The organism is Teichococcus aestuarii (assembly GCF_003116135.1).
Classification (GTDB): domain Bacteria; phylum Pseudomonadota; class Alphaproteobacteria; order Acetobacterales; family Acetobacteraceae; genus Pseudoroseomonas; species Pseudoroseomonas aestuarii.
The window spans coordinates 438,762-465,171 of sequence record NZ_PDOA01000003.1; the positions used below are offsets into that span (position 1 = coordinate 438,762).

Sequence of the window (26,410 nt, forward strand, 5' to 3'; positions counted from 1 at the left end):
AGAAGATGGGGGCGCGGGGGAATTCCTTCCCCCGCCCTTACCTGGCCTGCCGGGCCGTCAGCCCAGCTTGCCGTGGCAGTGCTTGTACTTCTTCCCCGAGCCGCAGGGGCAGGCGGCGTTGCGCGGCGTGCGGTACCAGGTGGCCGGGTCCTGCGGATCGACGCCTTCCACCGCGCGCGGCGTGGCGGGGGCGAAGCCGCCCTCGGCGGGCGCATGATCCCACCCCGCCGCGGAGGCCGCGCCCATCATGTCCGGCTCCGGATGGCGCATGTCGCTCACCATCACCGGCTCGGGCAGGGGCGGCGGCGAGGCGGGGCTCAGCTCGATGCGCAGCAGCAGCGAGGTGACGCGCTCGCGCAGATCCTCGAGCATGGTGTTGAAGAGGTTGAAGGCCTCGCTCTTGTACTCGTTCAGCGGGTCGCGCTGGCCATAGGCGCGCAGGCCGATGCCCTGGCGCATGTGGTCGAGCGAGAGCAGGTGCTCCTTCCACACCGAATCGAACACCTGCAGCAGCAGCTGCTTCTCGACCATGCGCATCAGCTCGGGGCCGATATTGGCGGCGCGGCTGGCGGCCATCTGCTCGGCGGCGGCCTGGATGCGCTCGCGCACCGCCACCTCGTCGATGCCCTCCTCCTTCGCCCATTCCTCCACCGGCAGGTCGAGGCCAAGGTCGTTGCGCACCCGCTCCTGCAGCCCAGCGATGTCCCACTGCTCCGGATAGGCGTTCTCCGGGATGGCGCGGGCGACCATGGCGTCGATCGTCTCGCGCCGCATCTCCTCCACCGTCTCCGAGACGTCGGCCGCCGTCATGAAGGTGCGGCGCTGGGCGTACACCTCCTTGCGCTGGTCGTTCATGACGTCGTCGTACTTCAGGAGGTTCTTGCGGGTGTCGAAATTCCGCGCCTCGACCTTCTTCTGCGCCTTCTCCAGCGCCCGGTTGATCCAGGGGTGGATGATGGCCTCGCCTTCCTTGAGGCCGAGCTTCTGCAGCATCCCGCCCATGCGGTCCGATCCGAAGATCCGCATCAGGTCGTCTTCCAGGCTCAGGAAGAAGCGGGAGGCGCCCGGGTCGCCCTGGCGGCCGGAGCGGCCGCGCAGCTGGTTGTCGATGCGTCGGCTCTCATGCCGCTCCGTGCCGATGACGAAGAGGCCGCCCGCCTGCTTCACCACCTCCTCATCCGCCTTCACCTGGGCGCGGAGGGCGGCGAGGTGCGCCTCCCACTCCGGCCCTTCCTTCGGGCCGGGGAAGCCCGCCTCGGCCAGCATCTCGGCATTGCCGCCGAGCTTGATGTCGGTTCCCCGCCCGGCCATGTTGGTGGCGATGGTGACGGCGCCCGGGCGGCCGGCCTGGGCGATGATGCCGGCCTCCTGCTCGTGGTAGCGCGCGTTCAGCACCTTGTGCGGCACGCCTTCCTTCTTCAGCAGCTCGCTGATCAGCTCCGACTTCTCGATGCTGGTAGTGCCGACGAGCACCGGCTGGTGGCGCGCCTGCGCCTCCTTCACCAGCTTCGCCACCGCGTCGTACTTCTCGGCGGCGCTGCGGTAGACCTCGTCGTCGCTGTCCTGGCGGACCACCGGCAGGTTGGTCGGGATCTCGACCACCTCCAGCTTGTAGATCTCGGCGAACTCGTCCGCCTCGGTCGAGGCCGTGCCGGTCATGCCGGCGAGCTTGGGGTAGAGGCGGAAGTAGTTCTGGAAGGTGATGGAGGCGAGCGTCTGGTTCTCCGGCTGGACCTCGACGCCTTCCTTGGCCTCCAGCGCCTGGTGCAGCCCCTCGGAGTAGCGGCGGCCTTCCATCATGCGGCCGGTGAACTCGTCGATGATGACGAGCTTGCCCTCGCGGTTGACGATGTAGTCCACGTCCCGCGCGAAGAGGACATGCGCGCGCAGGCTCTGGTTGACGTGGTGCACCAGCGTGACGTTGTGGAAGTCGTAGAGATTGCCTTCCTCCAGCAGCCCGGCCTCGCTCAGCATGCGCTCCACCGTGGCCGTGCCGGCCTCGGTCAGCGCCGCGGTGCGCATCTTCTCGTCCTTGTCGAAGGTCTCCTTGTCCTTCACCAGCTCGCGCACCACGAGGTCCACCTGGCGGTACAGCTCGGAGCTGTCCTCGGCCGGGCCGGAGATGATCAGCGGCGTGCGCGCCTCGTCGATGAGGATGCTGTCCACCTCGTCAACGATGGCGAAGTTGAAGTCGCGCTGGACCATCTCGTCCAGCCGGTACTTCATGTTGTCGCGCAGGTAGTCGAAGCCGAACTCGTTGTTGGTGCCGTAGGTGATGTCGCAGGCATAGGCGTCGCGCCGCTCCACATCCGTCAGGCCGTGGACGATGACGCCGCAGGAGAGGCCGAGGAAGTTGTAGAGCCGGCCCATCTGGGCGCTGTCGCGCTGCGCCAGGTAGTCGTTCACCGTGACGACATGCACGCCCTTGCCGGCGAGGGCGTTGAGGTACACCGCCAGCGTGGCGACGAGGGTCTTGCCCTCGCCGGTCTTCATCTCGGCGATGCGGCCGGCGTGCAGCACCATGCCGCCGATCATCTGCACGTCGAAATGGCGCATGCCGAGCACGCGCTTGGAGGCCTCGCGTGCCGTGGCGAAGGCCTCGGGCAGCAGATCGTCCAGGCTCTCCCCGGCGGCGAGGCGGGCCTTCAGCTTCGGGGTCTGCGCCCGCAGCTCCTCGTCCGAGAGGGGGGCGAGTTTCGGCTCGAAGGCGGTGATGTCGGGCAGCCGGGCGCTGAACTGCTTCAGCACGCGGTCGTTCGAGGTGCCGAAGATGGCGCGGGCGAGGCGGGAGAACATGCTGTTTCGAAACTCTCCGAGGGCGGCCGGCACCCCTCCCCCCCCTCCGACGGCCGGGCACGGGGCCAGTCCGGAGGAAGGCCGGGCCCGGACCTTCCGGGTCCGCCCAGGCCGGGCAACAGGGGCGGGCAACAGGCTGCTTTGGCCGAGACAGATAGGCGCGGCCCGCCTCAGGGTCAACGAAAGCCGGAATGACAGCGCCGAAAGGTCAGGCCCACGCCGCGGCGGCGGCCCTGCCTGGCTGGCCTGCCTGCCCTGATTGTGATGTGGGGCGGCATCCGCCATCTTGAACCGTCCAGCCGCGAAGGCACATGCACCGAATGCGATCCACCGCCCTCATTCTTCCCCTGCTGCTCGCCGCGGCGCCCCTCCTGGCCCAGCCTGGCCTGGCCCAGAGCGGTCAGGCCCAGACTGGTCAGGCCCAGACTGGCCAGGCACAGCCGGGAACACCGCCCGGCGCGGCCGCGCCCCAGGCCGCGCCCGGTACGCCCGCCGGCCAGCCGGCCGGCAACCCGGTGGTCGCCCGCGTCGAGCAGGAGGAAATCCGCCTCTCCGACGTGCAGGCCGCCATCGGCGAGCTGCCGCCCGAGCTGCGCGGCGCCCCCGGCCCGATGCTCTTCCCCCTCGTGCTGGACCAGCTGATCGCCCAGAAGGCGCTGGTCGCCGCCGCCCGCGCCCAGGGGCTCGACAAGGACGCGGCGGTGCAGGCCGCCATCCGCCGCGCCGAGGAGGAGCAGCTGCAGCAGGCGCTGCTTCGCCGCGAGATCGCCCCCGCCCTGACGGAGGAGGCGCTGCGCGCCCGCTACCAGAAGGAGATCGCCGGCAAGCCGGGCGAGGAGGAGGTGCATGCGCGCCACATCCTCACCGCCACCGAGGCCGAGGCGCGCGCCGCACTCGCCGAGGTGCGCAAGCCGAACGCCGATTTCGCCGCCGTGGCGAAGCAGCGCTCCACCGGCCCCGGCACCCAGCAGGGTGGCGACCTCGGCTTCTTCAAGAAGTCCGACATGGTGCCGGAATTCGCCGAGGCCGCCTTCGGCCTGAAGGCGGGCGAGATCAGCCGCGAGCCGGTGAAGAGCCCCTTCGGCTGGCACGTCATCAAGGTCGAGGCGCGCCGCATGGCGCCGGCCCCGAGCTTTGAGGAGAGCGCCGAATCGCTGCGCCAGGCCGCCTTCGAGGAGGCGGTGAACGCAGCGGTGGAGGAGGTGCAGGCCAAGGCCAAGATCGAGCGCTTCAACATGGACGGCTCGCCCCGCGCCAGCACCCCCGCGCCCTCGCTGCTGGACGGCGCCGCGCCGCCCGCCGGGCAGCCGCGCCGCTGAGGCGATCCTGCCGCGGGCCGGCGGCGGCGGATCTCCGCCGCCGCCGGCCCGCGCGCCTGCTTTCAAGCCCTCTTCCTTTGCGGTAACGCTGCGGCGCCCTGATCACGTCAAGGATGCGCCCTGATGGCCGCTAAGGCTCTGCCCGTCTCTCCGCTCGCGGTTCCCCTCCCCGCCGTGCCGCCCATCGCCGGCGTGACGCTCGGCGTGGCGGCGGCGGGCATCCGATACAAGGGCCGCAACGACCTCACCCTGATGCAGTTCGCCCCCGGCACCACGGTGGCCGGCGTGTTCACCCGCAACAAGTGCCCGGGCGCGCCGGTGGACTGGTGCCGCGCGGCGCTCAAGGGCGGCAAGGCCCGCGCCCTGGTGGTGAATGCCGGCAACGCCAACGTCTTCACCGGCAAGCCGGGGCGCGACGCGGTGCAGGCCACGGCCGACGCCGCCGCCGGCCTGGTCGGCTGCAAGCCGCGCGAGGTGTTCCTCGCCTCCACCGGCGTGATCGGCGAGACGCTGCCGCACGAGAAGCTGACCGCCGCCCTGCCCGCCCTGCACGGCCAGCTCGCCGCCGATGGCTGGGAGGGTGCCGCGCGCGGCATCATGACCACCGACACCTTCCCCAAGGCCTGCGTCCGCACCGCGCTGATCGGCGACACGGAGGTGACCATCGCCGGCATCGCCAAGGGCAGCGGCATGGTGGCGCCGGACATGGCGACGATGCTCTGCTTCATCGCCACCGACGCCAAGGTCCCGGCGGCGGCGCTGCAGGCCATCCTGAAGAAGGGGGTGGATGCCAGCTTCAACCGCACCACCGTCGATTCCGACACCTCGACCAGCGACACGGTGCTGGTCTTCGCCACCGGCCAGGCGAAGCACCCGCGCGTGCCGGCCGAGGGCGGCGCGATGCTCAAGGGCTTCGCCCGCGCGCTGCACGATCTGCTGCTCGACCTCGCGCTGCAGGTGGTGCGCGACGGCGAGGGTGCGCAGAAGCTGGTGCGCATCGACGTCACCGGCGCCACCACCGCCCGCTCGGCGCAGAAGATCGCCATGGCCATCGCCAACTCGCCGCTGGTCAAGACCGCCATCGCCGGCGAGGACGCCAATTGGGGCCGCATCGTCATGGCGGTGGGCAAGGCGGGCGAGCCGGCCGACCGCGACAGGCTCTCGGTCGCCGTCGGCGGCACCTGGATGGCGCGCGAGGGCGGCGTGGTGCCGGGCTATGACGAGGCGCCGGTGGTGGCGCACATGAAGGGCCGGGAGATCGAGATCGCCGTCGATATCGGCCTCGGGCGCGGCAAGGGCACGGCCTGGACCTGCGACCTGACGCACGGCTATATCGATATCAACGGCTCCTACCGGAGCTGAGACCCGGCTCCCCGGCGCCCTTTCCCGGAAGGGGCCGGGGACGGACCCGGCCGCCCGCCCTGCCAGGCGGCGCCGGCCCGGCACGCAGACCGCTCCCGCCCCTCCCGCCCCTCCGGACGCACCGATGCTGAACCGCCTGAGCCAGCTGCTGGAGTTCAGCATCCGCCCCCGCTCGGCCATGTTCCGCTGGAGCTTCGCCGCCGGCGTCTTCCTGGTGGCGCTTCTGGCCCGGCTGAAGATCGGGCCGGCATTGCCGCCGGGCTTCCCCTACCTCACCTTCTTCCCGGCGGTGATCGTCACCACCTTCGTCTGCGGCCTGTGGCCGGGCGTGGCCGCCGCCACCGCCTCCGGCATCGCCGCCTGGTACTTCTTCATCGAGCCCTTCCACAGCTTCACCCTCGACGGCGCCACGGCGATGGCGCTGGGCTTCTACGCCCTGATCGTGACGGTGGACGTGCTGCTGATCCACCTGATGCAAGAGGCGCTGCTGCGCCTGCGCGCCGAGAGCGCCCGCCAGTCCCGCGAGCGGGAGCTGAGCCAGCAGCTGGCCGAGAGCCGCGAGGTGATGTTCCAGGAGCTGCAGCACCGCATCTCCAACAACCTGCAGGTGATCGGCGCGCTGATGGCGCTGCAGCGCGGCGCCGTGCAGGACAAGAAGGCCCGCCGCATTATCGACCAGGCGGCCACCCGGCTGGAGCTGATCGGCCGCATCCACCGCCGGCTGCAGGACCCCTCGGGCCAGCGCGTGGAACTCGGCGTCTTCCTCGGCCGGCTGTGCGACGACCTGCTGGACGCCGCCGGCGCCACGGGCGTCAAGGTGCACCTGCAGGCCGACAGCGTGCTGCTGCCGCCCGAGCAGACGGTGCCGATGGCGCTGATCCTGATGGAGCTGGTCTCCAACGCGCTGGAGCATGGCTTCGCGCACCAGGGCCAGGGGAGGATCGCCATCGAGCTGCGCCAGCTGGAGCCGGCCACGATACAGCTCACCGTGCTCGATGACGGCGCCGGCCTGCCGCCGGATTTCGACCTGGAGACCACGCAAAGCCTCGGCCTGCGCATCGTCAGGGCGCTGGCCGCGCAGCTCGGCGCCAGCTTCGAGATGCAGCGGGCGCCGCGCGGCACCGCCTGCGGCCTGCTCCTGCCGGTGCGCTGAGGCGGGGGGCTGCGCCCGGCGCCTCAGGCCACGCCGTTGCGGCCCATCTCCAGGAACTTCTCGCGGCGGCGGGCGCGCAGCGTGCCGCTGTCGAGCGCCAGCAGCGGCTCCAGGCATTCCGCCACCTTGTCGCCCACGGCGGCGATCGCGGCGGCCGCGTCGCGGTGCGCGCCGCCCAGCGGCTCCGCCACCACGGCGTCGATCAGCGCCAGGCGCGAGAGGTCCTGCGCCGTCAGCTTCAGCGCATCGGCGGCGGTGCTGGCCTGGGCCGCATCCCGCCACAGGATCGAGGCGCAGCCCTCGGGGCTGATCACCGAGTAGATGGAGTGCTCCAGCATCAGCACGCGGTCGGCCGCGGCGAGGGCGATGGCACCGCCCGAGCCGCCCTCGCCGATGATGGTGGAGACCACCGGCACCGGCGCGTCCAGGCAGGCCTCGATCGAGCGGGCGATGGCCTCGGCCTGGCCGCGCGCCTCGGCCTCAATGCCGGGGAAGGCGCCGGCGGTGTCGACGAAGGAGAGGACGGGCAGGCCGAAGCGCCCGGCCAGCTCCATCAGGCGGCGGGCCTTGCGGTAGCCCTCGGGCCGGGCCATGCCGAAATTGTGGCGCACGCGGCTCTCGGTGTCGGTGCCCTTCTCGGTGCCCAGCACCATCACGGCGCGGCCGCGGAAGCGGCCCATGCCGCCCACCACCGCCGCGTCGTCGGCGAAGGCGCGGTCGCCGGCCAGGGGCGTGAAGTCCTCGATCAGGGCGCGGACATAGTCGAGGCATTTCGGCCGGTCCGGGTGGCGGGCCACCTGGGTCTTCTGCCAGGGCGTCAGCTTGGCGTAGGTGGCGGAGAGCAGCTTCTCCGCCTTGTCCGACAGGCGGCCGACCTCCTCCGCCACGTCGATGCCGCCCGCATCGGTGGTGCGGCGCAGCTCCTCGATCTTGCCTTCCAGTTCGGCGAGGGGCTTTTCGAAGTCGAGGAAGTGACGCATCGCGATCCCGTCTCTGGCGGCGCCCGTCACGGCCTGGGCGCGGAGAGCGGGTGGCCTAGCGCAGATGCGGCGTCAAGGCCAGCATGCCCGCCGCATCCCGCCCGCCTCAGCCGGGGTAGCGCTGGAATTCCGGCAGGGTGTGCAGCGTGGCCATCCAGGGCAGGCGCTCCGCCACCTGGATCTGCGCGCCCGGCGGCAGGAGGGCGGCATCGTCCAGCGTGCCGGTCTGGATGTCCACCATGCCGGGCAGCATCGCCTCGTTCACGTAGAACAGGCTAGTGCCGCATTCGGCGCAGAAGCTGCGGCGGCCATGGGCGGAGGAGGCATAGACCTTCGGCGTGCCCTGCACGGTGAGCCGCCCGGCCGGCACCATCGCCCAGCCCACCACCGGCGCCCCGGCATGGCGGCGGCAATCGGCGCAGTGGCACAGCGCGTGGTGCAGCACATCCGCCACCGCCACCGCATACTGCACGGCGCCGCAATGGCAGCGCCCGGCCAGCATGGTCATGCCCTTCCTCCCCGCCCCCTGGCGGGGGCAGCGTGCCATGGCCGGCCCCGTCAGGCCAGCGGGTGGTGCGTCTCGACGAGCTGGCGCAGCCGCTCCTCCAGCACCCGCGTGTAGATCTGGGTGGTGGCGATGTCGGCATGGCCGAGCAGCATCTGCAGGGCGCGCAGATCGGCGCCGCCCTCCAGCAGGTGGCTGGCGAAGGAATGGCGCAGCACGTGCGGGCTGACCTTGGCCGGGTCCAGCCCCGCCGCCAGCGCCGCCTGCTTGACCAGCAGCAGCAGCCCCTGGCGCGTCAGGTGCCCGGCCGCGCCATGCGAGGGGAACAGCCATTTGGAAGGCTTCTTCGGGTCCCGCAGCGCGGCCACGGCGGCGCGCGCCCGGGCCGAGACCGGCACCAGCCGGTCCTTCCCCCCCTTGCCGCGCACGCGGATCAGCGCGCTGCCCTGCGCCAGGGCATGCGCCGGCAGCGAGACCACCTCGCTGGCGCGCAGGCCGGAGCAGTAGAGCAGCTCCAGCAGCGCCACGGCCAGCGGGCCGCGCTTGCCGGGAATGGTCGCGGCGGCGCCCAGCAGCGCCTCCACCTCCGCCACGCGCAGCGCCTTGGGCAGGGAGCGCGGCTGGCGGGGGCTGTCGAGCAGCTCGGTGGGGTCGTCGGCGCGCACATTCTCCCGCGCCAGGAAACGGAAGAACTGCCGCAGCGCCGAGAGCCGCCGCGCCGCGGTGCGCGGCGAGAGGCCGGCATCGGTCAGCCGCGCCAGGTAGGCGCGCAGCATCTCGGACGAGGCGGCGGCGAGCGATTCGCCGCGGCGCCGCGCATAGGTCTCGAAATCGGTCAGGTCCGCCTCGTAGGCCGTCAGCGTGTTGCGCGCGGCGCCACGCTCGGCCGAGAGCATCTCCAGGAAGGCCTCGAGGTGGCGGTCCATCCCTGGTTCCTGACGGCCGGGGCCGGCCTCAGCGGGTGCCGAAGCGCTCGTTGGGCAGGGTGCGCTCGACCGGCTGCTGCGTCACGGGCGGCGGGAAGGCGCCCAGCACCAGCAGCCCGCCCAGGGCGGCGATGACCAGGATCAGGATGAGGAGAAGCAAGGGACGGCGGAACATGGCGGCCGGGGGTATCCTGCGCGGCGGAGTGTGATGTGCTACCGTCCGGCCCTGTGTCACGCAACCTCGGCTTCGCCATCATTCCGCCCGCCGCACCGCCGGCCCCCGAGCCCACCGGCCCCGCCATGACCGCGCCGGCACCGGCCATGCCGCCGCCCCTGGACATTCCGGGCGGCCGGCCGCGCTCGGTCGTGCTGGTGGGGATGCCGGGCTCCGGCAAATCCTCCATCGGCCGCCGCCTGGCGCAGCGCCTGGGCCTGCCCTTCTGCGACGCGGACGCCGAGATCGAGGCCGCCGCCGGCCAGCCCATCACCGAGATCTTCGCCCGCTATGGCGAGCCGCATTTCCGCGAGGGGGAGCGGCGGGTCATCGCCCGCCTGCTCTCCGGCCCGCCCGTCGTGCTGGCCACCGGCGGCGGCGCCTATGCCGATGCCGAGACGCGCCGCGCCATCCGCGACTCGGGCGCCGTGGCGCTGTGGCTGCGCTGCACCGTGCCGGTGCTGCTGCCGCGCGTCGCGGGGCGCAGCACCCGGCCGATGTTCCTCGACCAGGACCCGGAGGCGGTGCTGAACCGCCTCATGGCCGCCCGCCACCCCTTCTATGCCGAGGCCGATATCGTGGTGAACTGCCTGGACGAATCCCCCGAGACCACGACCGACCGCGTGCAGGCCGCGCTGGAGGGCCATGCCATGCCGGACCGCCTGCCGGTGGCGCTCTCCGCCAGCCCCTACGAGGTGCTGGTGGGCGAGGGGCTGCTGGCCCGCGCTGGCGGGCTGATCGCCCCGGTGCTGCCGGCGCGGCGCGTGGCCATCGTCAGCGATGCCAGCGTGGCGGCGCTGCACCTCCCCGCGCTGCGCGCCGGGCTGGAGCGGGCGGGCTTCGAGATCCGCGCCAGCCTCTCCGTGCCGCCGGGCGAGGCCAGCAAGAGTTTCTCCCCGTTCGGCACGCTGATGGAGGCGCTGCTGGCGGCGGGCATCGACCGCAGCACCGCCATCGTCGCGCTGGGCGGCGGGGTGGTGGGCGACCTCGCCGGCTTCGCCGCCGCCGCGGCGCTGCGCGGCCTGCCCTTCGTGCAGGTGCCCACCACCCTGCTGGCGCAGGTGGACAGCTCGGTGGGCGGCAAGACCGGCATTAACCTGAAGGCGGGCAAGAACCTGGCCGGCGCCTTCCACCAGCCGCGCATCGTGCTGGCCGATACCGGGGTGCTCGCCACCCTCCCCGCCCGCGAATTGCGCGCCGGCTATGCCGAGGTGGCCAAGCACGGCCTGCTCCAGGGCCCGCTCTGGGACTGGTGCGAGGCCGAGGGCGCCAAGGCCGTGGCGGGCGATGCCGCCGCGCTGCGCCACGCCGTGCTGGAGAGCTGCCGCCTGAAGGCCGCCGTGGTGGCCGCCGACGAGCGCGAGGAAAGCCCCGAGGGCGGCCGCGCCCTGCTCAACCTCGGCCACACCTTCGGCCACGCCATCGAGGCCGAGTGCGGCTATGACGGCAGCCTGCTGCATGGCGAGGGCGTGGCGATCGGGCTCGGCCTCGCCGCCCGGCTCTCAGCGCGGCTCGGCCTGTGCGACGCGGCGCTGCCGGGGCGGGTGGAGGCGCATATCGCCGCCGTCGGTCTGCCCGCGCGCCTCGCCGACCTGCCGCGCGGCTTCACCGTGGAGGCGCTGATGGGCCGCATGCGCAAGGACAAGAAGGTGCGCGACGGCGCGCTGCGCTTCGTGCTGCTGCGCGCCCCCGGCGAGGCGCTGACGCGCGGCGACGTGCCGCCCGCGCTGGTCGAGGACCTGCTGCGCGAGGCCGGCGCCACCGGCTGAGCGCCGCCGCGCGCGGCAGCCATGCCCCGCGCCGGGCTTCCCCCCTCGTGTCCGCCATGCCATAGCGGAAGGCTCTGTTGCGACGCATCATGCCGGGAGGCCTGCCCATGCCCCTCTCCCCGCCCGCCGCGCGCCAGCCGCTGCACCGGCGCCTGATCGACATGCACGGCTATGCGCGCGAGGACGGCCTGTTCGACATCGAGGGCCATCTGGTCGACACCAAGCCGCATGGCTTCGAGACGCTGGACCGCAGCGTCGGCCCGGACGAGCCGCTGCACGGCATGTGGATCCGGCTGACCGTGGATGACGAGCTGCTGATCCACGCCTGCGAGGCCTCGACCGATTTCAGCCCCTACGCCATCTGCCCCGCCGCGGCGGCGAATTTCGGCCGGCTGGCGGGGCTGCGCATCGGCGCCGGCTTCAACCGCGCGGTGCAGGAGCGGGTGGGCGGCACGCTGGGCTGCACCCATCTGCGGGAGATGATGGCGCAACTCGCCACCGTCGCCTTCCAGACCACCTACGACGCGCGGCAGGCCCGCCGCCAAGCCGAGGCGAAGACATCGCCCGCCCGCCGCCCCGCCCTGGTCGATACCTGCCTCGCCTATGCGGAGGGCAGCGACGTGGTGGCGCGCCACTGGCCGGACTACGCCGCCAGCCGCCACCGCGCGGCGGAGTGAAGGCCGGCGTCAGTCCTCGTCGCGGCTGAAGAAGGCGCGCAGGAAGCGGCGCAGCGGCGAGGCGGGCGGCGCCAGCTCCGCCGCCTCAGCCTCGGTGAGGTCGGGCGGGCCGAGGCGGCTGTAGAGGGCCTGCACCTTCTCGTCCTCGGGCAAGCGGCGTGCCGCCTCGGCGGCGGTGCGGCGCGCCAGCTCCAGCCGCCCTGTCCGCTCCAGCGCGCGGGCCAGCCCGATATGCGCCGCGCCCAGCTCGGGCGCGAGCAGCAGCGCCTCGCGGAACACCGGCTCCGCCTCCCCCGGCTCGCCGACGAACAGCAGGAGCTGGCCGAGCCAGAGATAGGCCTGAGGGTCCTTGTCGGCGTCCTGCACCTGCTGGCGGGCGACGGCGATGGCCTCGGCGCGGTCGCCACGCGCGGCCAGTGTGTGGCTGAGGCCGAGCAGCGCCTTGGCATGGCTGGGGTTCTGCCGCAGCACAATGCGGAACTGCGCCTCGGCCTCGTCCAGCTTGCCGTTGTTCAGCAGCAGGTGGCCGTAATGCACATGCAGCTTGCCGTCGCCCGGCGCGTCGCGCACGCCGCGCTTGCACAGCTCCAGCGCCTCCGTCATCCGCTTCTGGCTGCCCAGCACCAGGGAAAGCCCCTGGTAGACGTGACCGACATTCTTGCGCAGCGCCAGGGCGGCGCGGAACGGGGCCTCCGCCGCGTTGAACTCGCCCATGCCGAGCAGGGCGTGGCCGGCCCGCGCCTGGCTGTGGAAATCCTCCGGCCGCAGCGCCGCCTGGCGCAGCGCCACGGCGGTGGCACCGTCGCGGTCGCCCGCGTCGCGCAGCGCGCGCATGCGCAGCCGCATGGCGCGCATGATGTCCTGCTCGGCGATTCCGGGGGAGAGGCCAAGCTCCAGCGCCCGCTTCCAAAGCCGGTTGGCCATCTCCAGATGGCCGCGGCGGAAGGCGGCGTTGCCGGCATGGCGGAACCAGTGCGGGCTCTGGTGGCGGCGGGCGCGCATCAGCGCCGTCAGCCGCGGCAGGTCCTCGGCCAGGATGCCGTCGAGCATCTGGCGGAGGAAGGCGCTCTCCACCAGCAGCCAGACCGGCGCGTGGTCCATGAAGGGGGTGCGCAGCCAGTGCACCCCCGCCCCCTTCGCCAGCGCCGCCGCGTGGCGCGCATCCTCCGGCATGTAGGGGTCGGCCAGCAGCACGGCGAAGCGGCCCGGCTCGCCCGGCCGCACCGCCATGTCGGGCAGCAGGGCGGCGTCGTGGTGCTGGTGGAAGCGCTTGTCCCACGGCACCTGGCGCGGGTCGATCGAGCCCTGCGGGCATACGCCGAAGGCATGGGCCGCGCCCAGCAGCCGCGCGTATTTCAGCGCGGCATAGCCGCCCATGCTGTAGCCGTAGGTGACGGCGGGGCCGCGCAGGGCGCCGCGCACCGCCGCCGCCGCCGCCGCCACCGAGGCGGCGGGGAACCAGTTCTCCCGCTTGGCCACGAAGCCGATGGCGTTCACCTTCAGCTTGCGCGCCACCTCCTGGCCCCAGATGCTGTCGCCCTTCGGGCGGAAGGTCAGGTCGGCGAAGGTGATCAGCGTGGGCTCGCCGGCGGCGGGCCGGTGCACCACCACGAGGTGCTCGTCTTCGTAGAGGATCGTGCCCGCCGGAGCGGCCGGCGGGGTGGTGGCGGCGGGCTGGGTCTCGGCCATGATCCTGCGGGCGGGTGGCGTCAGGCCGCCCGGCCCGCCTCCTCCGGGGTTTGCAGGCGCAGCGAGAGGGCGTGCAGGCCGCTGCCGAATTCCTGCTCCAGCGCGGCGTGCACGGCGCGCGAGCGGGCGACGCGGCTCATGCCCGCGAAGGCGGGGCTGACCACCCGCACCGCGTAGTGGGTCTGCCCGCCGGGGGCCGCGCCGGCATGGCCGGCATGGCGGTGGCTCTCATCCAGGATCGAGACATCCGCCCCGGGGAAGGCCGAGAGCAGGATCGTCCGCATGCGCTCTTCGCGTGTTGACATGACGGGCAGGTTTTCCATGCCGAAACCCGCCTGCCAAGAGAAAGGTTTGGCATCTGCCGCCTTGCGGGATGCCCGCGAGACGCCCATAAACCTCCAAATGGCCCGCCGAGGCGAACGTCTCAGACCCGACACATCCACCCCGACCACACCGTGCGACGCGCCCGGCTGTGAGGCTCCGGGTGAATTCCGCGCACCCCGCGACCGCTCGCGACTGCGCGACTATTACCATTTCTGCCTGGAGCATGTCCGCGCCTACAACCAGGCATGGGACTATTATAAAGGCATGAATGCCGACGAGATCGAGCAGAACCTGCGCGAGGACAGCTCCTGGCAGCGCCCGACCTGGCCCCTGGGCCGGCTCGGCGGCACCAAGCTGAACCCCGAGCTGTTCCGCGACCCTCTCGGACTGTTTGGCCAGGCGCCGCCGACGCCGCGCAAGAGCGCCAAGGAGGCACCGCCCGAGCTGCGTGCCGCGCTCGACATGCTCGGCCTCGGCTGGCCGCTGGAGGAGGATGCGCTGCGCGCCCGCTATAAGGAGCTCGCCAAGCGCTACCACCCCGACACCAACGGCGGCGACAAATCCGCCGAGGACCGCCTCAAGGATATCAACCGAGCCTATAGCCTTCTGCGCAAGCGGCTGGCCATGATGGCGGCGGAACAGCAGACGCCGAAGAAGCCGCCCGCGGCCTCCGCCAGCCGGGCAGCCTGAGCCGCGAGAGACCGACACCGCACCGCCCCGATCCGCGAACGCACAGCCGAGAGCGAAGAGAGCCCTATGACGAAGGTCGCAACATTGTCCGAAGCGCGCCCCACCTCCGTGATCAACCTGCCGGATATCACCGTGAAGGCGCGCGAGGTCTTCGGCATCGACAGCGACCTGGAGGTTCCCGCCTTCTCGGTCCGCACCGAGCACGTGCCGGAGCCCGACTCCACCTATAAGTTCGACCGCGACACCACGCTCGCCATCCTGGCCGGCTTCGCCTTCAACCGGCGCGTCATGGTCCAGGGCTACCACGGCACCGGCAAGTCCACCCATATCGAGCAGGTGGCGGCGCGGCTGAACTGGCCCTGCATCCGCGTCAACCTCGACAGCCACATCAGCCGCATCGACCTGATCGGCAAGGACGCCATCGTCCTCAAGGACGGCAAGCAGGTGACGGAGTTCCGCGAGGGCATCCTCCCCTGGGCGCTGCAGCACCCCTGCGCCATGGTGTTCGACGAGTACGACGCCGGCCGGCCGGACGTGATGTTCGTCATCCAGCGCGTGCTGGAGGTCGAGGGCAAGCTGACCCTGCTCGACCAGAACCGCGTCATCCGCCCGCACCCGGCCTTCCGCCTCTTCGCCACCGCCAACACGGTGGGGCTGGGCGACACCACCGGCCTCTACCACGGCACCCAGCAGATCAATCAGGGCCAGATGGACCGCTGGAACATCGTGGCCACGCTGAACTACCTGCCGCACGCGCAGGAGAGCAGCATCGTCGCCGCCAAGCTCGGCATCGAGCCGGGCGACACGGCGGGCAAGAAGCGCATCGACGCCATGGTGGCGCTGGCCGACCTGACCCGCGCCGGCTTCATCGCCGGCGACATCTCCACCGTCATGTCGCCGCGCACCGTCATCACCTGGGCCGAGAACACCCGCATCTTCGGGGATGTCGGCTTCGCCTTCCGCCTCTCCTTCCTCAACAAATGCGACGAGGCGGAGCGGTCCACCGTGGCCGAGTACTACCAGCGCTGCTTCAACGAGGAAGTTCCCACCGGGCTGCTGGTTCGCAAGAACTGAAACCATGGCCAGGAGGGGCGCCGCCCCTCCTGGACCTCCCCGCCAGGAACCTGAGGTTCCTGGACCTCCCAGCAGGGGTACGCCATGAGCGGTAGCGGCAAGGACCTGACACGTCAGGAAGAGTTCAAGCGGGCCACCGCCGGCACGCTGCGCGCCATCGCGCGCAACGCCGAGGTGCAGGTGGCCTACCAGCCGGGGCCGTCCGGCCTCGCCGGCAAGCGGGCGCGGCTGCCGCTGCCGACCCGCGCCCTGCCGCCGGCCGAGATGGCCCGGCTGCGCGGCGCCGCGGATTCCATCGCGCTGCGCCTGCGCCACCATGACGAGGCCGCCCACGCCGCCCGCACCCCCGCCCGCCGCGAGGCGCGCGAGGTGTTCGACGCGCTGGAGCAGGCCCGCGTCGAGGTGATCGGCTCCCGGCTGATGCCGGGCGTGGCCGCCAACCTCGATGCCCGGCTGGCCGAGACCTGCGAGTCGGAAGGCTATGACCGGATGACGCGGAAGGACCAGCTGCCGCTGCCCGCCGCGCTCTCGCTGCTGGCGCGCGAGCGCCTCTCCGGCCAGGCCGCCCCCGCCGCCGCCCAGCGCATCCTCGACCTCTGGCGCGCCACGCTGGGCGACAAGGCCGAGGCCGCGCTCGACGAGATGGCCACCGCCAGCGAGGACCAGGAGAAGTTCGCCCGCGCCGCCCGCAAGCTGCTCTCGGCCTTCGACCTGGTCGAGGCCGAGGTGGAGGCGGAGGCCGAGGAGGACGAGCAGGGCGACGAGGGCAGCGAGACCTCCAGCCAGCAGGACAACTCCGCCGAGGGCGAGGCGCAGAGCCAGGAAAGCGACCCGACGCTCGGCGCCCAGCCCGAATCCATGCAGGGCGAGGGCGCCGAGGAGGAGGGCGAGACCCAGGAGGAGGAAGGTGTCGCCGCCGAGGGCGAGGACCGCCCGGGCGGCCCGCAGCAGCGCAAGGAGGTGGCCCCCTCCGACGATGCCTCCGCCTACCGCGCCTTCACCAAGAAGTTCGACGAGGAGATCGAGGCCGAGGATCTCTGCGACGCCGAGGAGCTGGCCCGCCTGCGCCAGCAGCTCGACCAGCAGCTCAGCCACCTGCAGGGCGTCGTCTCCAAGCTGGCCAACCGGCTGCAGCGCCGCCTGCTGGCGCAGCAGCAGCGCGCCTGGGAGTTCGACCTCGAGGAAGGGCAGCTCGATGCCGCGCGCCTGGCGCGGATCATCGTCAACCCGATGCTCTCCCTCTCCTACAAGCGGGAGCGGGAGGCGGATTTCCGCGACACCGTCGTCACCCTGCTGATCGACAATTCCGGTTCGATGCGCGGCCGCCCCATCTCGGTGGCCGCCATGTGCTGCGACATCCTGGCACGCACGCTGGAGCGCTGCTCGGTGAAGGTGGAGATCCTGGGCTTCACCACCCGCGCCTGGAAGGGCGGCCAGAGCCGCGAGCGCTGGGTGCAGGAAGGCAAGCCGCGCAACCCCGGCCGGCTGAACGATTTGCGCCACGTCATCTACAAGAGCGCCGACGCGCCCTGGCGCCGCGCCCGCAAGAATCTCGGGCTGATGCTGCGCGAGGGTCTGCTCAAGGAGAACATCGACGGCGAGGCGCTGGACTGGGCCTACAAGCGCCTGATGATGCGCCCCGAGCGGCGCCGCATCCTGATGGTGATCTCTGACGGCGCGCCGGTCGATGACAGCACGCTCTCCGTCAATCCGGGCAACTACCTGGAGCGCCACCTGCGCAAGGTGATCGGCGACATCGAGAACCGCGACATCGTCGAGCTGATCGCCATCGGCATCGGGCATGACGTGACGCGCTACTACCGCCGCGCCGTCACCATCGTCGATGCCGAGGAGCTGGGCGGCACGATGATGAAGAAGCTGGCGGAGCTGTTCGACGAGGACGCCGCCGCCGCCTTCCAGCGCGCGGCCACCGAGCGGGCGCCGCTGCTCGCGTGAGCCGGCGGGCGGCGTGAGCAGGCAGGCGCGCGCGTGAACCGCCCGGGGCGGCGCGGCCTGCTGGCCGTGGCCGCGCTGGGCGGGCTCGGGGCCTGTGCCGCCCTGCGCCTGGGCGGCGCGCCGGCCACGCCCCTGCCGCCTCTCGACCTGCCGCCGGATTCGCCGCTCAAATCGCGCGGCGGGCTGCGGCTGAACCGGCATGTCATCGGCTTCGGCGGCCTCTCCGGCCTGCATGTGGATGAGGCCCTGCGGCTGACCGCCATCAGCGATCTGGGCCGCTGGCTCCAGGCCGGTCTCCGGCTCGGGCCGGAAGGGCGGCCGGTGGCGCTGGAGGCGCTCGAGACCGGCCGGCTGGCCGGCGAGTTACCCATCCCCCTGCCCCGCAGCGTCGATGGCGATGCCGAATCGCTGGCGCCACGGCCGGGGGGTGGCTGGCTGGTGGGGTTCGAGCGCCGCCACCGCGTCTGCGCCTACGACACGCTGCGCGAGGCGTGCCGGCCGATCGCCATGCCCCCGGCACTGCGCTTCGCGCCGAACAATGGCGGGCTGGAAAGCCTGGCTTTGCTGGCCGACGGGCGATGGCTGGCCATCACCGAGGCGCTGCCCGCCACAGGCGGCGCGGGGGCGGAGGACGGGGGAGACGTGCGCGCCTGGCTGGGCGAGCCCGGGCAGTGGCTGCCCCTCGCCTACCGCCCCACGCCCGGCTTCGTGCCCACCGGTGCCTGCGGCCTGGCCGATGGTGGCGCCCTGGTGGTGGAGCGGCGCTTCGGCCTGCCCCAGGGCTTCCAGGGCCGCCTGCTGCGCCTGCCCGCCGCAGCCCTGGCCACCGCCCGCGCGGAGACGGTGCTGGAGGCCGAGACCCTGCTGCCCGAGACGGCCCTGCCCGGCGAGAACTGGGAGGGGGTGGCCAGCTTCCGCCATGCCGGGCAGACCTGGGTCGCCCTGCTGGCCGACGACAACGAGCTGTTCTTCCAGGAGGGGCTGCTGCTGCTCTTCACCCTCCGCGACGGCGGCGCCGCTCCCGGCGCCTAGCCGCCTCCGGCCTGGAGGGGCAGGGCCGCCCGCCCGGTGCCGGCCTGCACCGCCTCCGGCGCATTGCCGGCAGGGGCGACATCGGTACCGGCCGGGGCGGGGAGCAGGACGGCGGGCGTGCCCGGCGGGCCGTCCTGCGCGATGTGCAGCAAGCAGCGCCGTGGCAGGGTCATCCAGGTGCGGGCCCCGATGCCCTGCACCGCCTCCACCGTCAGCTCGCCCTCATGGGCGCGCAGGAGCTGGCGGGCCACCAGCAGCCCCAGGGCCAGCCCCCGCGTGCCATCGCCGGCGGCGCTTTGGCCGAGATCCCCGGCGGCCAGCCCCGCCCCCTCATCCTCGACCAGGATGGTCAGCGTCTCCTCCGCCTGCACCAGCTGCAGGATGATCGGGTCGCCCTCGCGCGTGTGGCGGATGGCGCGGGTCAGCACCTGCAGCAGCGCGCCGCGGAGCGCGCGGCGGTCGGCCCGCAGGATCAGCGCGGCGAGGTCGGGCGCGACGCGCCATTGCCGCGTGCCGGGCGCCATGGCCAGCGAGACCTGCTCGATCACCTCGCGCAGCAGCGGCGCCAGGGAGACGCACTCCTCCCGCAGCCGGCGGGGAGCGGCGGTGCTGGCGGCCAGGTCGTGCACGTCGGCGGCCAGGCAGAGCAGCGCGCGCGCATGGCCTTCCGCGCCGCCCTGCGCCAGCTGCGGGCTCTGGCCCAGCAGGGACAGGCCGAGCGTGTGCAGCTCCTGCGCGAACAGGTCGAGATGCCGGGTCCGCTGCGCCACCTCCTGCTCCATCTCGATGACCCGGCGCTGCGCGCGGTGGCGCTCGCGCTCGGCCATGAAGAGCAGCAGGCCCACGCCGGAAAGCAGGCCCATCAGGACAATCAGGGAAAAAGTCGCCATGCGCTCATGCTGCGCGACGGACCCGAAGAAAAAGTAAACGCGCCCCGCTCAGGCGGGGCGCGTTCGCATCATCGGTCCATGCACCGCGCGCAGGGCGCGGGAGGCGCGTCAGGCCGCGGCGGCGGCCTTCTTCTCCTGCGCCTTCAGGATGCGGCGCTTCAGGGTCAGCGCCTCGGCCGGCAGCTTCCGGTCGGCGGTGCCGAGCAGGAAGGAGTCCAGGCCGCCATTGTGCTCCACGGTGCGGATGCCGTTGGTGGAGATGCGGATCTGCACGGAGGTGCCGAGCACGTCGGAGAAGAACGAGGTTTCCTGCAGGTTCGGCAGGAAACGGCGACGCGTCTTGTTGTTGGCGTGGCTGACGTTGTTGCCCGTCAGCACGCCCTTGCCGGTGATGCCGCAACGGCGAGCCATGGCGCTACCCTTCAATCGGAGCGGGGTCGCGGCACAGACCGCACACCCAGTGTGAAAAACAGAGGGGGCGTATGGCCCGCCTCCCCGCGAGAGTCAAGGATTCGACGGCCCCGCGGCGGCGGAAATCCTGGCCGCGCGGGCGCCTGCCGGCTTCAGAGATCGTTGCCGGACGGCGGCCCCTGGCGCATCTCGGCCAGCTCCCCCGCCTCGACCGAGGCCAGCGCGCTGCGCAGCACGTTGGCGATCGCCTCGTCGCGCATGCTGCGCGCCATCAGCCCGAGCGCGCCGCCGAGCAGGGCGGAGGCGACCGAGATCGGCGCGATCTTCTGCTCGATCATGTATTCGATCGCCTTGTCCACCACGGACCCGGCATGGCTGAGATCTTCCGGGGCCACCCCCTGCGGATCGAGTTGCATCTGGTGCCCTCCTGATACGGTCCGGTCACATAGTCACACTGGCGGGGAAGCAAAAGAGCACGGGCGCAAAAGAGCAGGGGGCGCAAAAGGCGGGCGGAACGCGCCGCTCACAGGCGCGGGTCGTGCGCCGGGCGCCGCCCCGCATCCGCCTCCACCCCGGCGGCGCGCGCCGCCTCCTGCGCCGCCGCCGCCGCCTCGGCCGCCGCCACTGCCTCGGACTGGCGGCGCCACATCTGCGCGTAGAGGCCATCGGCCGCCATCAGCGCCGTGTGGTTGCCGCGCTCGGCGATCTGCCCGTCCTGCAGCACGATGATCTCGTCCGCCTCCACCACGGTGGAGAGGCGGTGGGCGATGACCAGCGTGGTGCGCCCGGCCGAGACGCCGCGCAGGGCCGCCTGGATCTCCTGCTCGGTGCGCGTGTCGAGCGCGCTCGTCGCCTCGTCCAGGATCAGCACGCGCGGGTCCTTCAGGATGGTGCGGGCGATCGCCACGCGCTGCTTCTCGCCGCCCGAGAGCTTCAGGCCGCGCTCGCCCACGCGGGTGTCGTAGCCATCCGGCAGGCGGAGGACGAAGTCATGCACCTGGGCGAGCTTCGCGGCCGCCACCACCTCCTCCTCGGAGGCGCCGGGGCGGCCATAGGCGATGTTGTAGCGGATGGTGTCGTTGAACAGCACCGTGTCCTGCGGCACCACGCCGACGGCGGCGCGCAGGCTCTCCTGCGTCACGCTCCGGATATCCTGGCCATCGAGCAGGATCTCGCCGCTCTGGGCGTCGTAGAAGCGGAACAGCAGGCGAGAGATGGTGGACTTGCCGGCGCCGGTGGGGCCGACGATGGCCAGCGTCCGCCCCGCCGGGACGCTCAGCGAGACACCCTTGAGGATGGTGCGGTCCGGCCGGTAGCCGAAGCGGATGTCGCGGAACTCCAGCGCGCCGGGGCCTGCGGCGAGCGGCGGCGCGCCGGGGGCGTCGGCCACCTCCTGCTTCTCGCGCATCAGGGTGAACATGGCCTCCATGTCCACCAGCCCCTGCTTCAACTCGCGATAGACGAAGCCCAGGAAGTTCAGCGGCAGGTAGAGCTGGATCAGGTAGGTGTTCACCAGCACGAAATCGCCCACCGACATGCTGCCACTGGCGACACCGCGCGCGGCCATCAGCATCACCGCCGTCAGGCCGATGGCGATGATCGCCGCCTGGCCCATGTTCAGGTAGTTCAGCGTCACCTCGGAGCGGGTGTAGGCGGCCTCGTAGCGCGCGAGGGAGGAATCGTAGCGCCGCTCCTCGTGCTTCTCGTTGCCGAAATACTTCACCGTCTCGTAGTTCAGCAGGCTGTCGATGGCCTTGGTGTTGGCCTCCTGGTCCATCTCGTTCATGGCGCGGCGGAAGCGCAGCCGCCAATCGGTGAAGACCAGGGTGAAGGCGATGTAGAGCCCGATCGTCAGCAGCGTGACGAGGGCGAAGCTGGCGTCGAACAGCCCCCACAGGATGCCCGCGACGAGCAGGATCTCGATCAGCGTGGGGATGATGTTGAACAGCATGAAGTCGAGGACGAAGTTGATGCCCCGCGTGCCGCGCTCGATGACGCGGCTCATGCCGCCCGTCTGCCGGTCCAGGTGGAAGCGGAGCGACAGGGCGTGCAGGTGGCGGAACACGTTGAGCGCGATGACCCGCCCCGCCCGCGCCTGCACGCGGGTGAAGACGGCGTCGCGCAGCTCCGCCATCCAGGAGGAGGTGATGCGCAGCAGGCCATAGGCCAGCACGAGGGCCACGGGCACGGTGGCGATGGCGGCGGCGGTGCCGGCCTGCGGCCCCAGCGCGTCCACGGCGCGGGCATAGGCGATCGGCACCACCACGTTGGCGCCCTTGGCGAGCACCATGAGGATCAGCGCGACGACGACGCGGGCGCGCAGCCCCGGCTCGTTGCGGGGCCAGAGATAGGGGGCGAGGGTCAGCAGCGTTTGGAAGTGGCCGCGCGGACGGGCCGGCGCGGCAGGGGAAGCGGGCACGGGGCAATCTCCAGTCGGTCGGGCGTTACATGGCGCCCGCCACCGGCAGCGGCAATGCACCGCGCCGCATCCGGGCGGCGCGCATGCCCCCGGCACATGGCCCGCCCCCCAGCCCGTCTGGGCGGTCGGCTGGGCGGTCGGCTGGGCGGTCGGCTGGGCGGCCCGGCCGGGCGGAAGGCATTGCCGCCGGCGCGCGGCGGCGGCATGAGGGAGGGCATGCCCATCCCCGCCTCCACGGGCTTCGCCCGCCACATCGCCGCCTGCAACAACCTGGCCTCGCCCGCCGGGCTGATCCCCTTCCGCATCGGCGCCGAGCAGGTCGGCTGGCTGTCGCCGGAACTGGCCCGCTGGCTGGCCTTCCGCCCGCGTGACTTCCATTTCGATGGCGAGGGCGTCTCGCTGGCTGGCCGGCTGCGGGGCGCGGCCGCGCGCGGCGCGGCCCTGGCCGAGGCGGCGAAGGGGCTGGAGAAGGCCGGCTACCTGCGCGTGCGCGGCGAGCCCTTCGACGTGCGCGCGACGCCCGAAGGGCCGGTGCTGGCCACGCTGGACCGCGGCGCCGTGCCAGCCTTCGGCGTGCTGGCGCAGGGGGTGCACCTGAACGGGCTGGTGCGCCGGGCCGACGGGCTGCATGTCTGGATCGGCAAGCGGGCGCGGGACAAGGCGGTGGCGCCCGGCCAGTGGGACAACCTGGTGGCCGGCGGCACCCCCGCCGGGCTGGATGCCTGGGAGACGCTGGTGAAGGAGGGCGCCGAGGAGGCCGGCCTGCCGCCCGAGCTGGTGGCCGGAGCGCGGCCCACGGGCCGCATCTCCTACATCATGCGCCAGGCCGATGGCGGGCTGCGGCGCGACATCCTGCATGTCTACGACCTGGAGCTGCCCGAGGACTTCACCCCCACCCCGCATGACGACGAGGTGGAGCATTTCGAGCTGTGGCCCATCGCCCGCGTGCTGGAGGTGGTGCGGGATACGGACAGCGTGAAGTTCAACGTCAACCTGGTGCTGATCGACCTGCTGCTGCGCGAGGGGCTGATCGACCCCGCGAGCGCCGAGGGGCACTCGCTGCGCAACGGGCTGCAGGCCGGCGCCTGAGGCGGCGCCGGCCGCCACGCCTCAGGCGGCGCGGATCGCGCTGAGGAAGCGCTCCATCTGCCCGCGCAGCGCCTCGGAGCGCTGCGCCAGCTCGCCGGAGGCGGCGCGCACCTCGCCGGCGGCGGTGCCGGTGCGCTCGGCATCGGCGCTGACGCCCATCGCGTGGCGGGAGGCGGCATCCGTGCCGGTGGCCGCCTCGGCCACGGCGCGGCCGATCTCCTGCGTGGCTTCCGCCTGCTGCCCGGCGGCCTCGGCCACCTGGGCGGTGGCGCGGTTCAGCCCCTCGATGATCCCGGCGATGGCGCCGATCGCCTGCACCGTCCGCTGCGTCTCGGTCTGCATGCCGGCGATCTGCTGGCCGATCTCCTCGGTGGCCTTGGCCGTCTGGCTGGCCAGGTTCTTCACCTCGGACGCCACCACGGCGAAGCCCTTGCCCGCCTCCCCCGCCCGCGCCGCCTCGATCGTGGCGTTCAGCGCCAGCAGGTTGGTCTGGCTGGCGATGTCGGCGATCAGCTTCACCACGTCGCCGATGCGGTCGGCGGCGTCGGAGAGGCCGCGCACGGTCTGCCCGGCGCGCTCGGCGGCGGCCACGGCGGAGCGCGCCTGGCCGGCGCCGTCGCGCACCTGGCGCGCCACCTCGGCGATGCTGGCGGCCAGCTCCTCGGCCGCGGCGGCCACGGTCTGCACATTGGCGCTGGCCTGCCGGGCGGCCTCCGCCACGTCGCCGGCATGGCGGGTGCCGTCCTGGGCGATGCCGGCCATGCTGGCGGCGGTGGCGTCCAGCTCGGTGGCGGCGGAGGCGACCACGCGCAGCATGCCCGCCGTCTCCTCCTCGAAGTGGTTGAGCAGCAGGTCGACCCGCTTGGCGCGCTCCAGCTCGGCCTGCTGGGCCTGCTGCTGGGCCTGCTGCATCGCCAGCCGCTGCCGCGAGCCCTCGCGCAGCGTCTCGATGGCGCGCGCCATCTCGCCCAGCTCGTCCGTGCGGGCGTGGCCGGGCACGGCCACCTCCAGGCTGCCCTGGGCGATGCGGGACAGGGTGGCGGTGAGCGCCCGCAGCGGCTGCACCAGGCGGCGCATCAGCAGCAGCAGGCCGCCGAGGACGACGGCCAGGGTCAGGGCCACCAGCCCCAGCGCCATCGCCAGCCGCAGCCGGGCGGAGCCGGTGGCCTCCTCGGTCATCGCCATCGCCTCGTCCAGCGCGGCGTCGCGCAGGTCGAGCAGCCGCAACTGCATGGGCGTGATCTCGCGGCGCAGCGCGTTGCTGTCGGCAGGCCAGGTGCCGGGCGGCGCGACGCGATCCAGATTCGCCGCCGCCAGGTCGCTCAGCTGCCGGATCCGGCCATTCAGCGCCTCGTTCAGGCTGCCATACCGGCCGGCCGCCTCCTGCAGCCGCGGCCGGTCGCGCAGCACATCGACCAGGTGCAGCGCGCTCTGCTGCGATTGCCGGGCCTCGCCCAGCTGGCCCTGCAGGGCATGGAAGGCGGCGCGCTCCACCGGCAGGCCGTTCACCCAGCCATAGAGCGCGGTCAGGTTGCGGCCCGTCACGTCGCGCTGCTGCATCACGGCCCGGGCCAGTTCCAGCGGCAGCATCAGCTCCGGCTGGCGCACCGCCAGCAGGCGGACCAGCGTGTCGCCCTGCGCGGTCACGCCATCCATCAGGGTGGCGCGCGCCTGCCGCAGATCGGTGGCCAGGGTGGGGTCGCGCTGCGGCAGGGGGCGCACGAACTCGGCCTCGGCGCGGCGGCGCAGCGTGGCCATGGTCTGGGTGAGCTGCCGCGTCACCGACAGCGCCGCCTCCCCGAGCGAGGAGGCGGGCAGCCTCTCCGCCATCAGCGCAAGCTGCTGGTCCGCCACCGGCACGGTGGCGCGCAGCGTCGGCATGTCCGGCGCGGGGCTGGTGGCGGAGCTGGCATATTGCCCGACCTCGATGGTCAGCGCGGTCTGCGCGCGCTGCAGGGCGCTGAGGGCACGGGTATCGAGCATCGCCTGGTTGGCCTGCCGCCAGTCGCCGAAGGCCTGGCCGGCCAGCACCAGGGAGGCCAGCGCGCCTGGCAGGGCTACAGCGCAGAAGCCGGCCAGGAAGAGAGTACGAATGCGCATATGCCCGAAGCCCACTTCAGCAGAGAGGGTCTGGCTTAGCGCGGAGTCATAAACGGAAAATTACCGGATCGCGGCCGCCAGTGCCGACAAGGCACCGGCGGCGGCCGGATCAGCGCAGTGGCCGGATCAGCGCAGCGGCTCGGCCTGCACGCCGCCACCCTGCTGGTAGGAGGGCGGCGGCTGGTAGCCGGGCTGCTGGAAGCTCTGCGGCTGCTGCTGCTGCTGCTGCTGGTAGGGCTGGGCGGCGGTGGCCGCCGGCGCGCCGCCGAAGCGCATCAGCGTGCCGCGCAGCGGGTCGGCCCCCGGGTTGTGGGCGGCCATGTCCACCACGATCTGCCGCGCGCCGACGCTCTGGCCGTAATAGGCGCGGTTCCAGTCGCTGCGGGTGGAGAGCAGGGAGCCGTCCAGCGCGATGCCGGCATAGAGGCCGCGCGTCTTGGCGAAGGTGACGATGTCCGCCCCCACCGCCGCGGTGGTGGAGCCGGCGATGCCGCCGCCGATCGTCGCCACCGCGATGGAGGCGTCGGCGCCGACCTTGAACTGGCTGTCCATCAGGGCGGAGAGGCCCTTGTCGGTCAGCACCATCATCATGACCATGGCGTCCTGCACGCCGATCTGGAAGCCGAGGCTGCCCGAGCCCAGGCTGTAGAAGGCGGGCGAGGACCAGGAGCCCGCGCCGTCGCGCGCCAGCAGCACGCAGGAGCCGCCCTGCCCGCCCAGGATGAACCCGGCGCGGAAGACGCGCGGGCAGACCATGACGGCGCGCGCCCGGCGCAGCATGGTCACCGCGTCATTGTAGTGGGCGGCATCGGCCGGGCCGGCGGCGCCGAGCATTTCCTGCACGGCGAGGGTGGAGCGGTCCACCAGCGCCTGCTGCTCCACCTGCGCGGCGGCCGGCCGCGCGCCTCCGGCGCACAGGGCCGTCGTCAGCAGCAAGGCCCCGGCAAGGGGGATTGGTGCGAAGATCGAACGCCGCATGAAGGTCCTCCGGCAACCCATTGCCCAGGAATGGCCTTCCGGCTGCGGCGTGGCAAG

23 protein-coding genes are annotated in these 26,410 nt (G+C 72.6%); 10 read left to right on the forward strand and 13 right to left on the reverse strand.

All coding sequences use genetic code 11. The features are described 5' to 3' along the window. Positions 1-57: 57 nt before the first annotated feature. Positions 58-2,796: a preprotein translocase subunit SecA gene (gene secA, locus CR165_RS07525; protein ID WP_109516338.1), complete on the reverse strand. Its 2,739-nt coding sequence runs from the start codon at positions 2,794-2,796 to the stop codon at positions 58-60. Positions 2,797-3,116: 320 nt separating this feature from the next. Here secA and CR165_RS07530 point away from each other — a divergent pair, with 320 nt between their 5' ends. From CR165_RS07530 to CR165_RS07540, 3 genes are all read left to right on the forward strand, one after another. Then, positions 3,117-4,115, forward strand: a complete 999-nt coding sequence (locus CR165_RS07530) for a peptidylprolyl isomerase (RefSeq protein ID WP_109516339.1) — start codon at positions 3,117-3,119, stop codon at positions 4,113-4,115. Positions 4,116-4,238: 123 nt separating this feature from the next. Next, entirely contained in the window at positions 4,239-5,477 is a 1,239-nt protein-coding gene (gene argJ / locus CR165_RS07535) for a bifunctional glutamate N-acetyltransferase/amino-acid acetyltransferase ArgJ (protein ID WP_109516340.1), read from the forward strand. A 124-nt stretch (positions 5,478-5,601) separates the two neighbouring features. Continuing rightward, positions 5,602-6,630 (forward strand): sensor histidine kinase, encoded by a 1,029-nt coding sequence (locus CR165_RS07540; protein WP_245906213.1) that lies wholly within the window; start codon positions 5,602-5,604, stop codon positions 6,628-6,630. Positions 6,631-6,653: 23 nt separating this feature from the next. Here the strand turns inward: CR165_RS07540 and CR165_RS07545 are convergent, their stop codons facing one another. The 4 genes from CR165_RS07545 to CR165_RS24935 all read right to left on the reverse strand — a co-directional run bounded on the left by CR165_RS07545 (position 6,654) and on the right by CR165_RS24935 (position 9,216). Next, positions 6,654-7,610, reverse strand: coding sequence for an acetyl-CoA carboxylase carboxyltransferase subunit alpha (locus CR165_RS07545; RefSeq protein ID WP_109516341.1), 957 nt, complete (start codon positions 7,608-7,610; stop codon positions 6,654-6,656). Positions 7,611-7,716: 106 nt separating this feature from the next. After that, on the reverse strand, positions 7,717-8,118 hold the full coding sequence (locus tag CR165_RS07550) for a GFA family protein (protein WP_245906216.1): 402 nt from the start codon (positions 8,116-8,118) through the stop codon (positions 7,717-7,719). Between the two features lie 50 nt (positions 8,119-8,168). Further along, positions 8,169-9,041, reverse strand: coding sequence for a site-specific tyrosine recombinase XerD (locus CR165_RS07555; protein ID WP_109516342.1), 873 nt, complete (start codon positions 9,039-9,041; stop codon positions 8,169-8,171). Positions 9,042-9,069: 28 nt separating this feature from the next. After that, positions 9,070-9,216 (reverse strand): hypothetical protein, encoded by a 147-nt coding sequence (locus CR165_RS24935; protein ID WP_181378041.1) that lies wholly within the window; start codon positions 9,214-9,216, stop codon positions 9,070-9,072. Positions 9,217-9,341: 125 nt separating this feature from the next. Here CR165_RS24935 and aroB point away from each other — a divergent pair, with 125 nt between their 5' ends. Beyond that, positions 9,342-11,024, forward strand: a complete 1,683-nt coding sequence (gene aroB, locus CR165_RS07560; protein WP_408887532.1) for a 3-dehydroquinate synthase — start codon at positions 9,342-9,344, stop codon at positions 11,022-11,024. Between the two features lie 107 nt (positions 11,025-11,131). Further along, positions 11,132-11,701, forward strand: a complete 570-nt coding sequence (locus CR165_RS07565; RefSeq protein ID WP_109516422.1) for a DUF2889 domain-containing protein — start codon at positions 11,132-11,134, stop codon at positions 11,699-11,701. Positions 11,702-11,710: 9 nt separating this feature from the next. On the opposite strand, the gene CR165_RS07570 is transcribed toward CR165_RS07565, so the two are convergent. Together CR165_RS07570 and CR165_RS07575 are read right to left on the reverse strand one after the other, a co-directional pair. Beyond that, positions 11,711-13,390 carry a tetratricopeptide repeat protein gene (locus tag CR165_RS07570; protein ID WP_109516344.1) on the reverse strand — a complete coding sequence of 560 codons (1,680 nt, stop codon included), beginning with the start codon at positions 13,388-13,390 and terminating at the stop codon, positions 11,711-11,713. Between the two features lie 20 nt (positions 13,391-13,410). Next, positions 13,411-13,695: a BolA family protein gene (locus CR165_RS07575; protein ID WP_109516345.1), complete on the reverse strand. Its 285-nt coding sequence runs from the start codon at positions 13,693-13,695 to the stop codon at positions 13,411-13,413. Positions 13,696-13,792: 97 nt separating this feature from the next. Here CR165_RS07575 and CR165_RS07580 point away from each other — a divergent pair, with 97 nt between their 5' ends. The 4 genes from CR165_RS07580 to CR165_RS07595 all read left to right on the forward strand — a co-directional run bounded on the left by CR165_RS07580 (position 13,793) and on the right by CR165_RS07595 (position 18,466). Beyond that, on the forward strand, positions 13,793-14,404 hold the full coding sequence (locus tag CR165_RS07580; RefSeq protein WP_109516346.1) for a J domain-containing protein: 612 nt from the start codon (positions 13,793-13,795) through the stop codon (positions 14,402-14,404). Positions 14,405-14,470: 66 nt separating this feature from the next. Further along, positions 14,471-15,478 carry a cobaltochelatase subunit CobS gene (gene cobS, locus CR165_RS07585; RefSeq protein WP_109516347.1) on the forward strand — a complete coding sequence of 336 codons (1,008 nt, stop codon included), beginning with the start codon at positions 14,471-14,473 and terminating at the stop codon, positions 15,476-15,478. A gap of 84 nt (positions 15,479-15,562) precedes the next feature. Next, positions 15,563-17,434 carry a cobaltochelatase subunit CobT gene (gene cobT / locus CR165_RS07590; protein ID WP_109516348.1) on the forward strand — a complete coding sequence of 624 codons (1,872 nt, stop codon included), beginning with the start codon at positions 15,563-15,565 and terminating at the stop codon, positions 17,432-17,434. Between the two features lie 33 nt (positions 17,435-17,467). After that, entirely contained in the window at positions 17,468-18,466 is a 999-nt protein-coding gene (locus tag CR165_RS07595) for an esterase-like activity of phytase family protein (protein WP_109516349.1), read from the forward strand. Here the strand turns inward: CR165_RS07595 and CR165_RS07600 are convergent. The 4 genes from CR165_RS07600 to CR165_RS07615 form a co-directional block, all read right to left on the reverse strand. Next, a complete protein-coding gene (locus tag CR165_RS07600) occupies positions 18,463-19,356 on the reverse strand; it encodes a sensor histidine kinase (RefSeq protein ID WP_109516350.1) in 894 nt (297 codons plus the stop codon). The genes CR165_RS07595 and CR165_RS07600 overlap by 4 nt on opposite strands. 108 nt (positions 19,357-19,464) lie before the next feature. Next, entirely contained in the window at positions 19,465-19,767 is a 303-nt protein-coding gene (gene rpmB, locus CR165_RS07605) for a 50S ribosomal protein L28 (protein WP_109516351.1), read from the reverse strand. A 152-nt stretch (positions 19,768-19,919) separates the two neighbouring features. Next, a complete protein-coding gene (locus tag CR165_RS07610) occupies positions 19,920-20,183 on the reverse strand; it encodes a hypothetical protein (RefSeq protein ID WP_109516352.1) in 264 nt (87 codons plus the stop codon). A gap of 107 nt (positions 20,184-20,290) precedes the next feature. Further along, a complete protein-coding gene (locus tag CR165_RS07615; protein ID WP_281262097.1) occupies positions 20,291-22,186 on the reverse strand; it encodes an ABCB family ABC transporter ATP-binding protein/permease in 1,896 nt (631 codons plus the stop codon). A gap of 216 nt (positions 22,187-22,402) precedes the next feature. On the opposite strand from CR165_RS07615, the gene CR165_RS07620 reads away from it, so the two are divergent. Further along, on the forward strand, positions 22,403-23,275 hold the full coding sequence (locus tag CR165_RS07620; RefSeq protein WP_109516424.1) for an NUDIX hydrolase: 873 nt from the start codon (positions 22,403-22,405) through the stop codon (positions 23,273-23,275). A 21-nt stretch (positions 23,276-23,296) separates the two neighbouring features. Here CR165_RS07620 and CR165_RS07625 read toward each other — a convergent pair whose 3' ends face one another. Then, a complete protein-coding gene (locus CR165_RS07625) occupies positions 23,297-25,375 on the reverse strand; it encodes a methyl-accepting chemotaxis protein (RefSeq protein ID WP_109516353.1) in 2,079 nt (692 codons plus the stop codon). A gap of 126 nt (positions 25,376-25,501) precedes the next feature. Continuing rightward, positions 25,502-26,353 carry a lipid-binding SYLF domain-containing protein gene (locus tag CR165_RS07630; protein WP_109516354.1) on the reverse strand — a complete coding sequence of 284 codons (852 nt, stop codon included), beginning with the start codon at positions 26,351-26,353 and terminating at the stop codon, positions 25,502-25,504. Between the last annotated feature and the right edge of the window lie 57 nt (positions 26,354-26,410).

Coding starts and splice junctions, on each gene's coding strand:
- secA (WP_109516338.1), bottom strand. CDS start 2,796: ATGTTCTCCCGCCTCGCCCGCGCCATCTTCGGCACCTCGAACGACCGC.
- CR165_RS07530 (WP_109516339.1), top strand. CDS start 3,117: ATGCGATCCACCGCCCTCATTCTTCCCCTGCTGCTCGCCGCGGCGCCC.
- argJ (WP_109516340.1), top strand. CDS start 4,239: ATGGCCGCTAAGGCTCTGCCCGTCTCTCCGCTCGCGGTTCCCCTCCCC.
- CR165_RS07540 (WP_245906213.1), top strand. CDS start 5,602: ATGCTGAACCGCCTGAGCCAGCTGCTGGAGTTCAGCATCCGCCCCCGC.
- CR165_RS07545 (WP_109516341.1), bottom strand. CDS start 7,610: ATGCGTCACTTCCTCGACTTCGAAAAGCCCCTCGCCGAACTGGAAGGC.
- CR165_RS07550 (WP_245906216.1), bottom strand. CDS start 8,118: ATGACCATGCTGGCCGGGCGCTGCCATTGCGGCGCCGTGCAGTATGCG.
- CR165_RS07555 (WP_109516342.1), bottom strand. CDS start 9,041: ATGGACCGCCACCTCGAGGCCTTCCTGGAGATGCTCTCGGCCGAGCGT.
- CR165_RS24935 (WP_181378041.1), bottom strand. CDS start 9,216: ATGTTCCGCCGTCCCTTGCTTCTCCTCATCCTGATCCTGGTCATCGCC.
- aroB (WP_408887532.1), top strand. CDS start 9,342: ATGACCGCGCCGGCACCGGCCATGCCGCCGCCCCTGGACATTCCGGGC.
- CR165_RS07565 (WP_109516422.1), top strand. CDS start 11,132: ATGCCCCTCTCCCCGCCCGCCGCGCGCCAGCCGCTGCACCGGCGCCTG.
- CR165_RS07570 (WP_109516344.1), bottom strand. CDS start 13,390: ATGGCCGAGACCCAGCCCGCCGCCACCACCCCGCCGGCCGCTCCGGCG.
- CR165_RS07575 (WP_109516345.1), bottom strand. CDS start 13,695: ATGTCAACACGCGAAGAGCGCATGCGGACGATCCTGCTCTCGGCCTTC.
- CR165_RS07580 (WP_109516346.1), top strand. CDS start 13,793: ATGGCCCGCCGAGGCGAACGTCTCAGACCCGACACATCCACCCCGACC.
- cobS (WP_109516347.1), top strand. CDS start 14,471: ATGACGAAGGTCGCAACATTGTCCGAAGCGCGCCCCACCTCCGTGATC.
- cobT (WP_109516348.1), top strand. CDS start 15,563: ATGAGCGGTAGCGGCAAGGACCTGACACGTCAGGAAGAGTTCAAGCGG.
- CR165_RS07600 (WP_109516350.1), bottom strand. CDS start 19,356: ATGGCGACTTTTTCCCTGATTGTCCTGATGGGCCTGCTTTCCGGCGTG.
- rpmB (WP_109516351.1), bottom strand. CDS start 19,767: ATGGCTCGCCGTTGCGGCATCACCGGCAAGGGCGTGCTGACGGGCAAC.
- CR165_RS07610 (WP_109516352.1), bottom strand. CDS start 20,183: ATGCAACTCGATCCGCAGGGGGTGGCCCCGGAAGATCTCAGCCATGCC.
- CR165_RS07620 (WP_109516424.1), top strand. CDS start 22,403: ATGCCCATCCCCGCCTCCACGGGCTTCGCCCGCCACATCGCCGCCTGC.
- CR165_RS07625 (WP_109516353.1), bottom strand. CDS start 25,375: ATGCGCATTCGTACTCTCTTCCTGGCCGGCTTCTGCGCTGTAGCCCTG.
- CR165_RS07630 (WP_109516354.1), bottom strand. CDS start 26,353: ATGCGGCGTTCGATCTTCGCACCAATCCCCCTTGCCGGGGCCTTGCTG.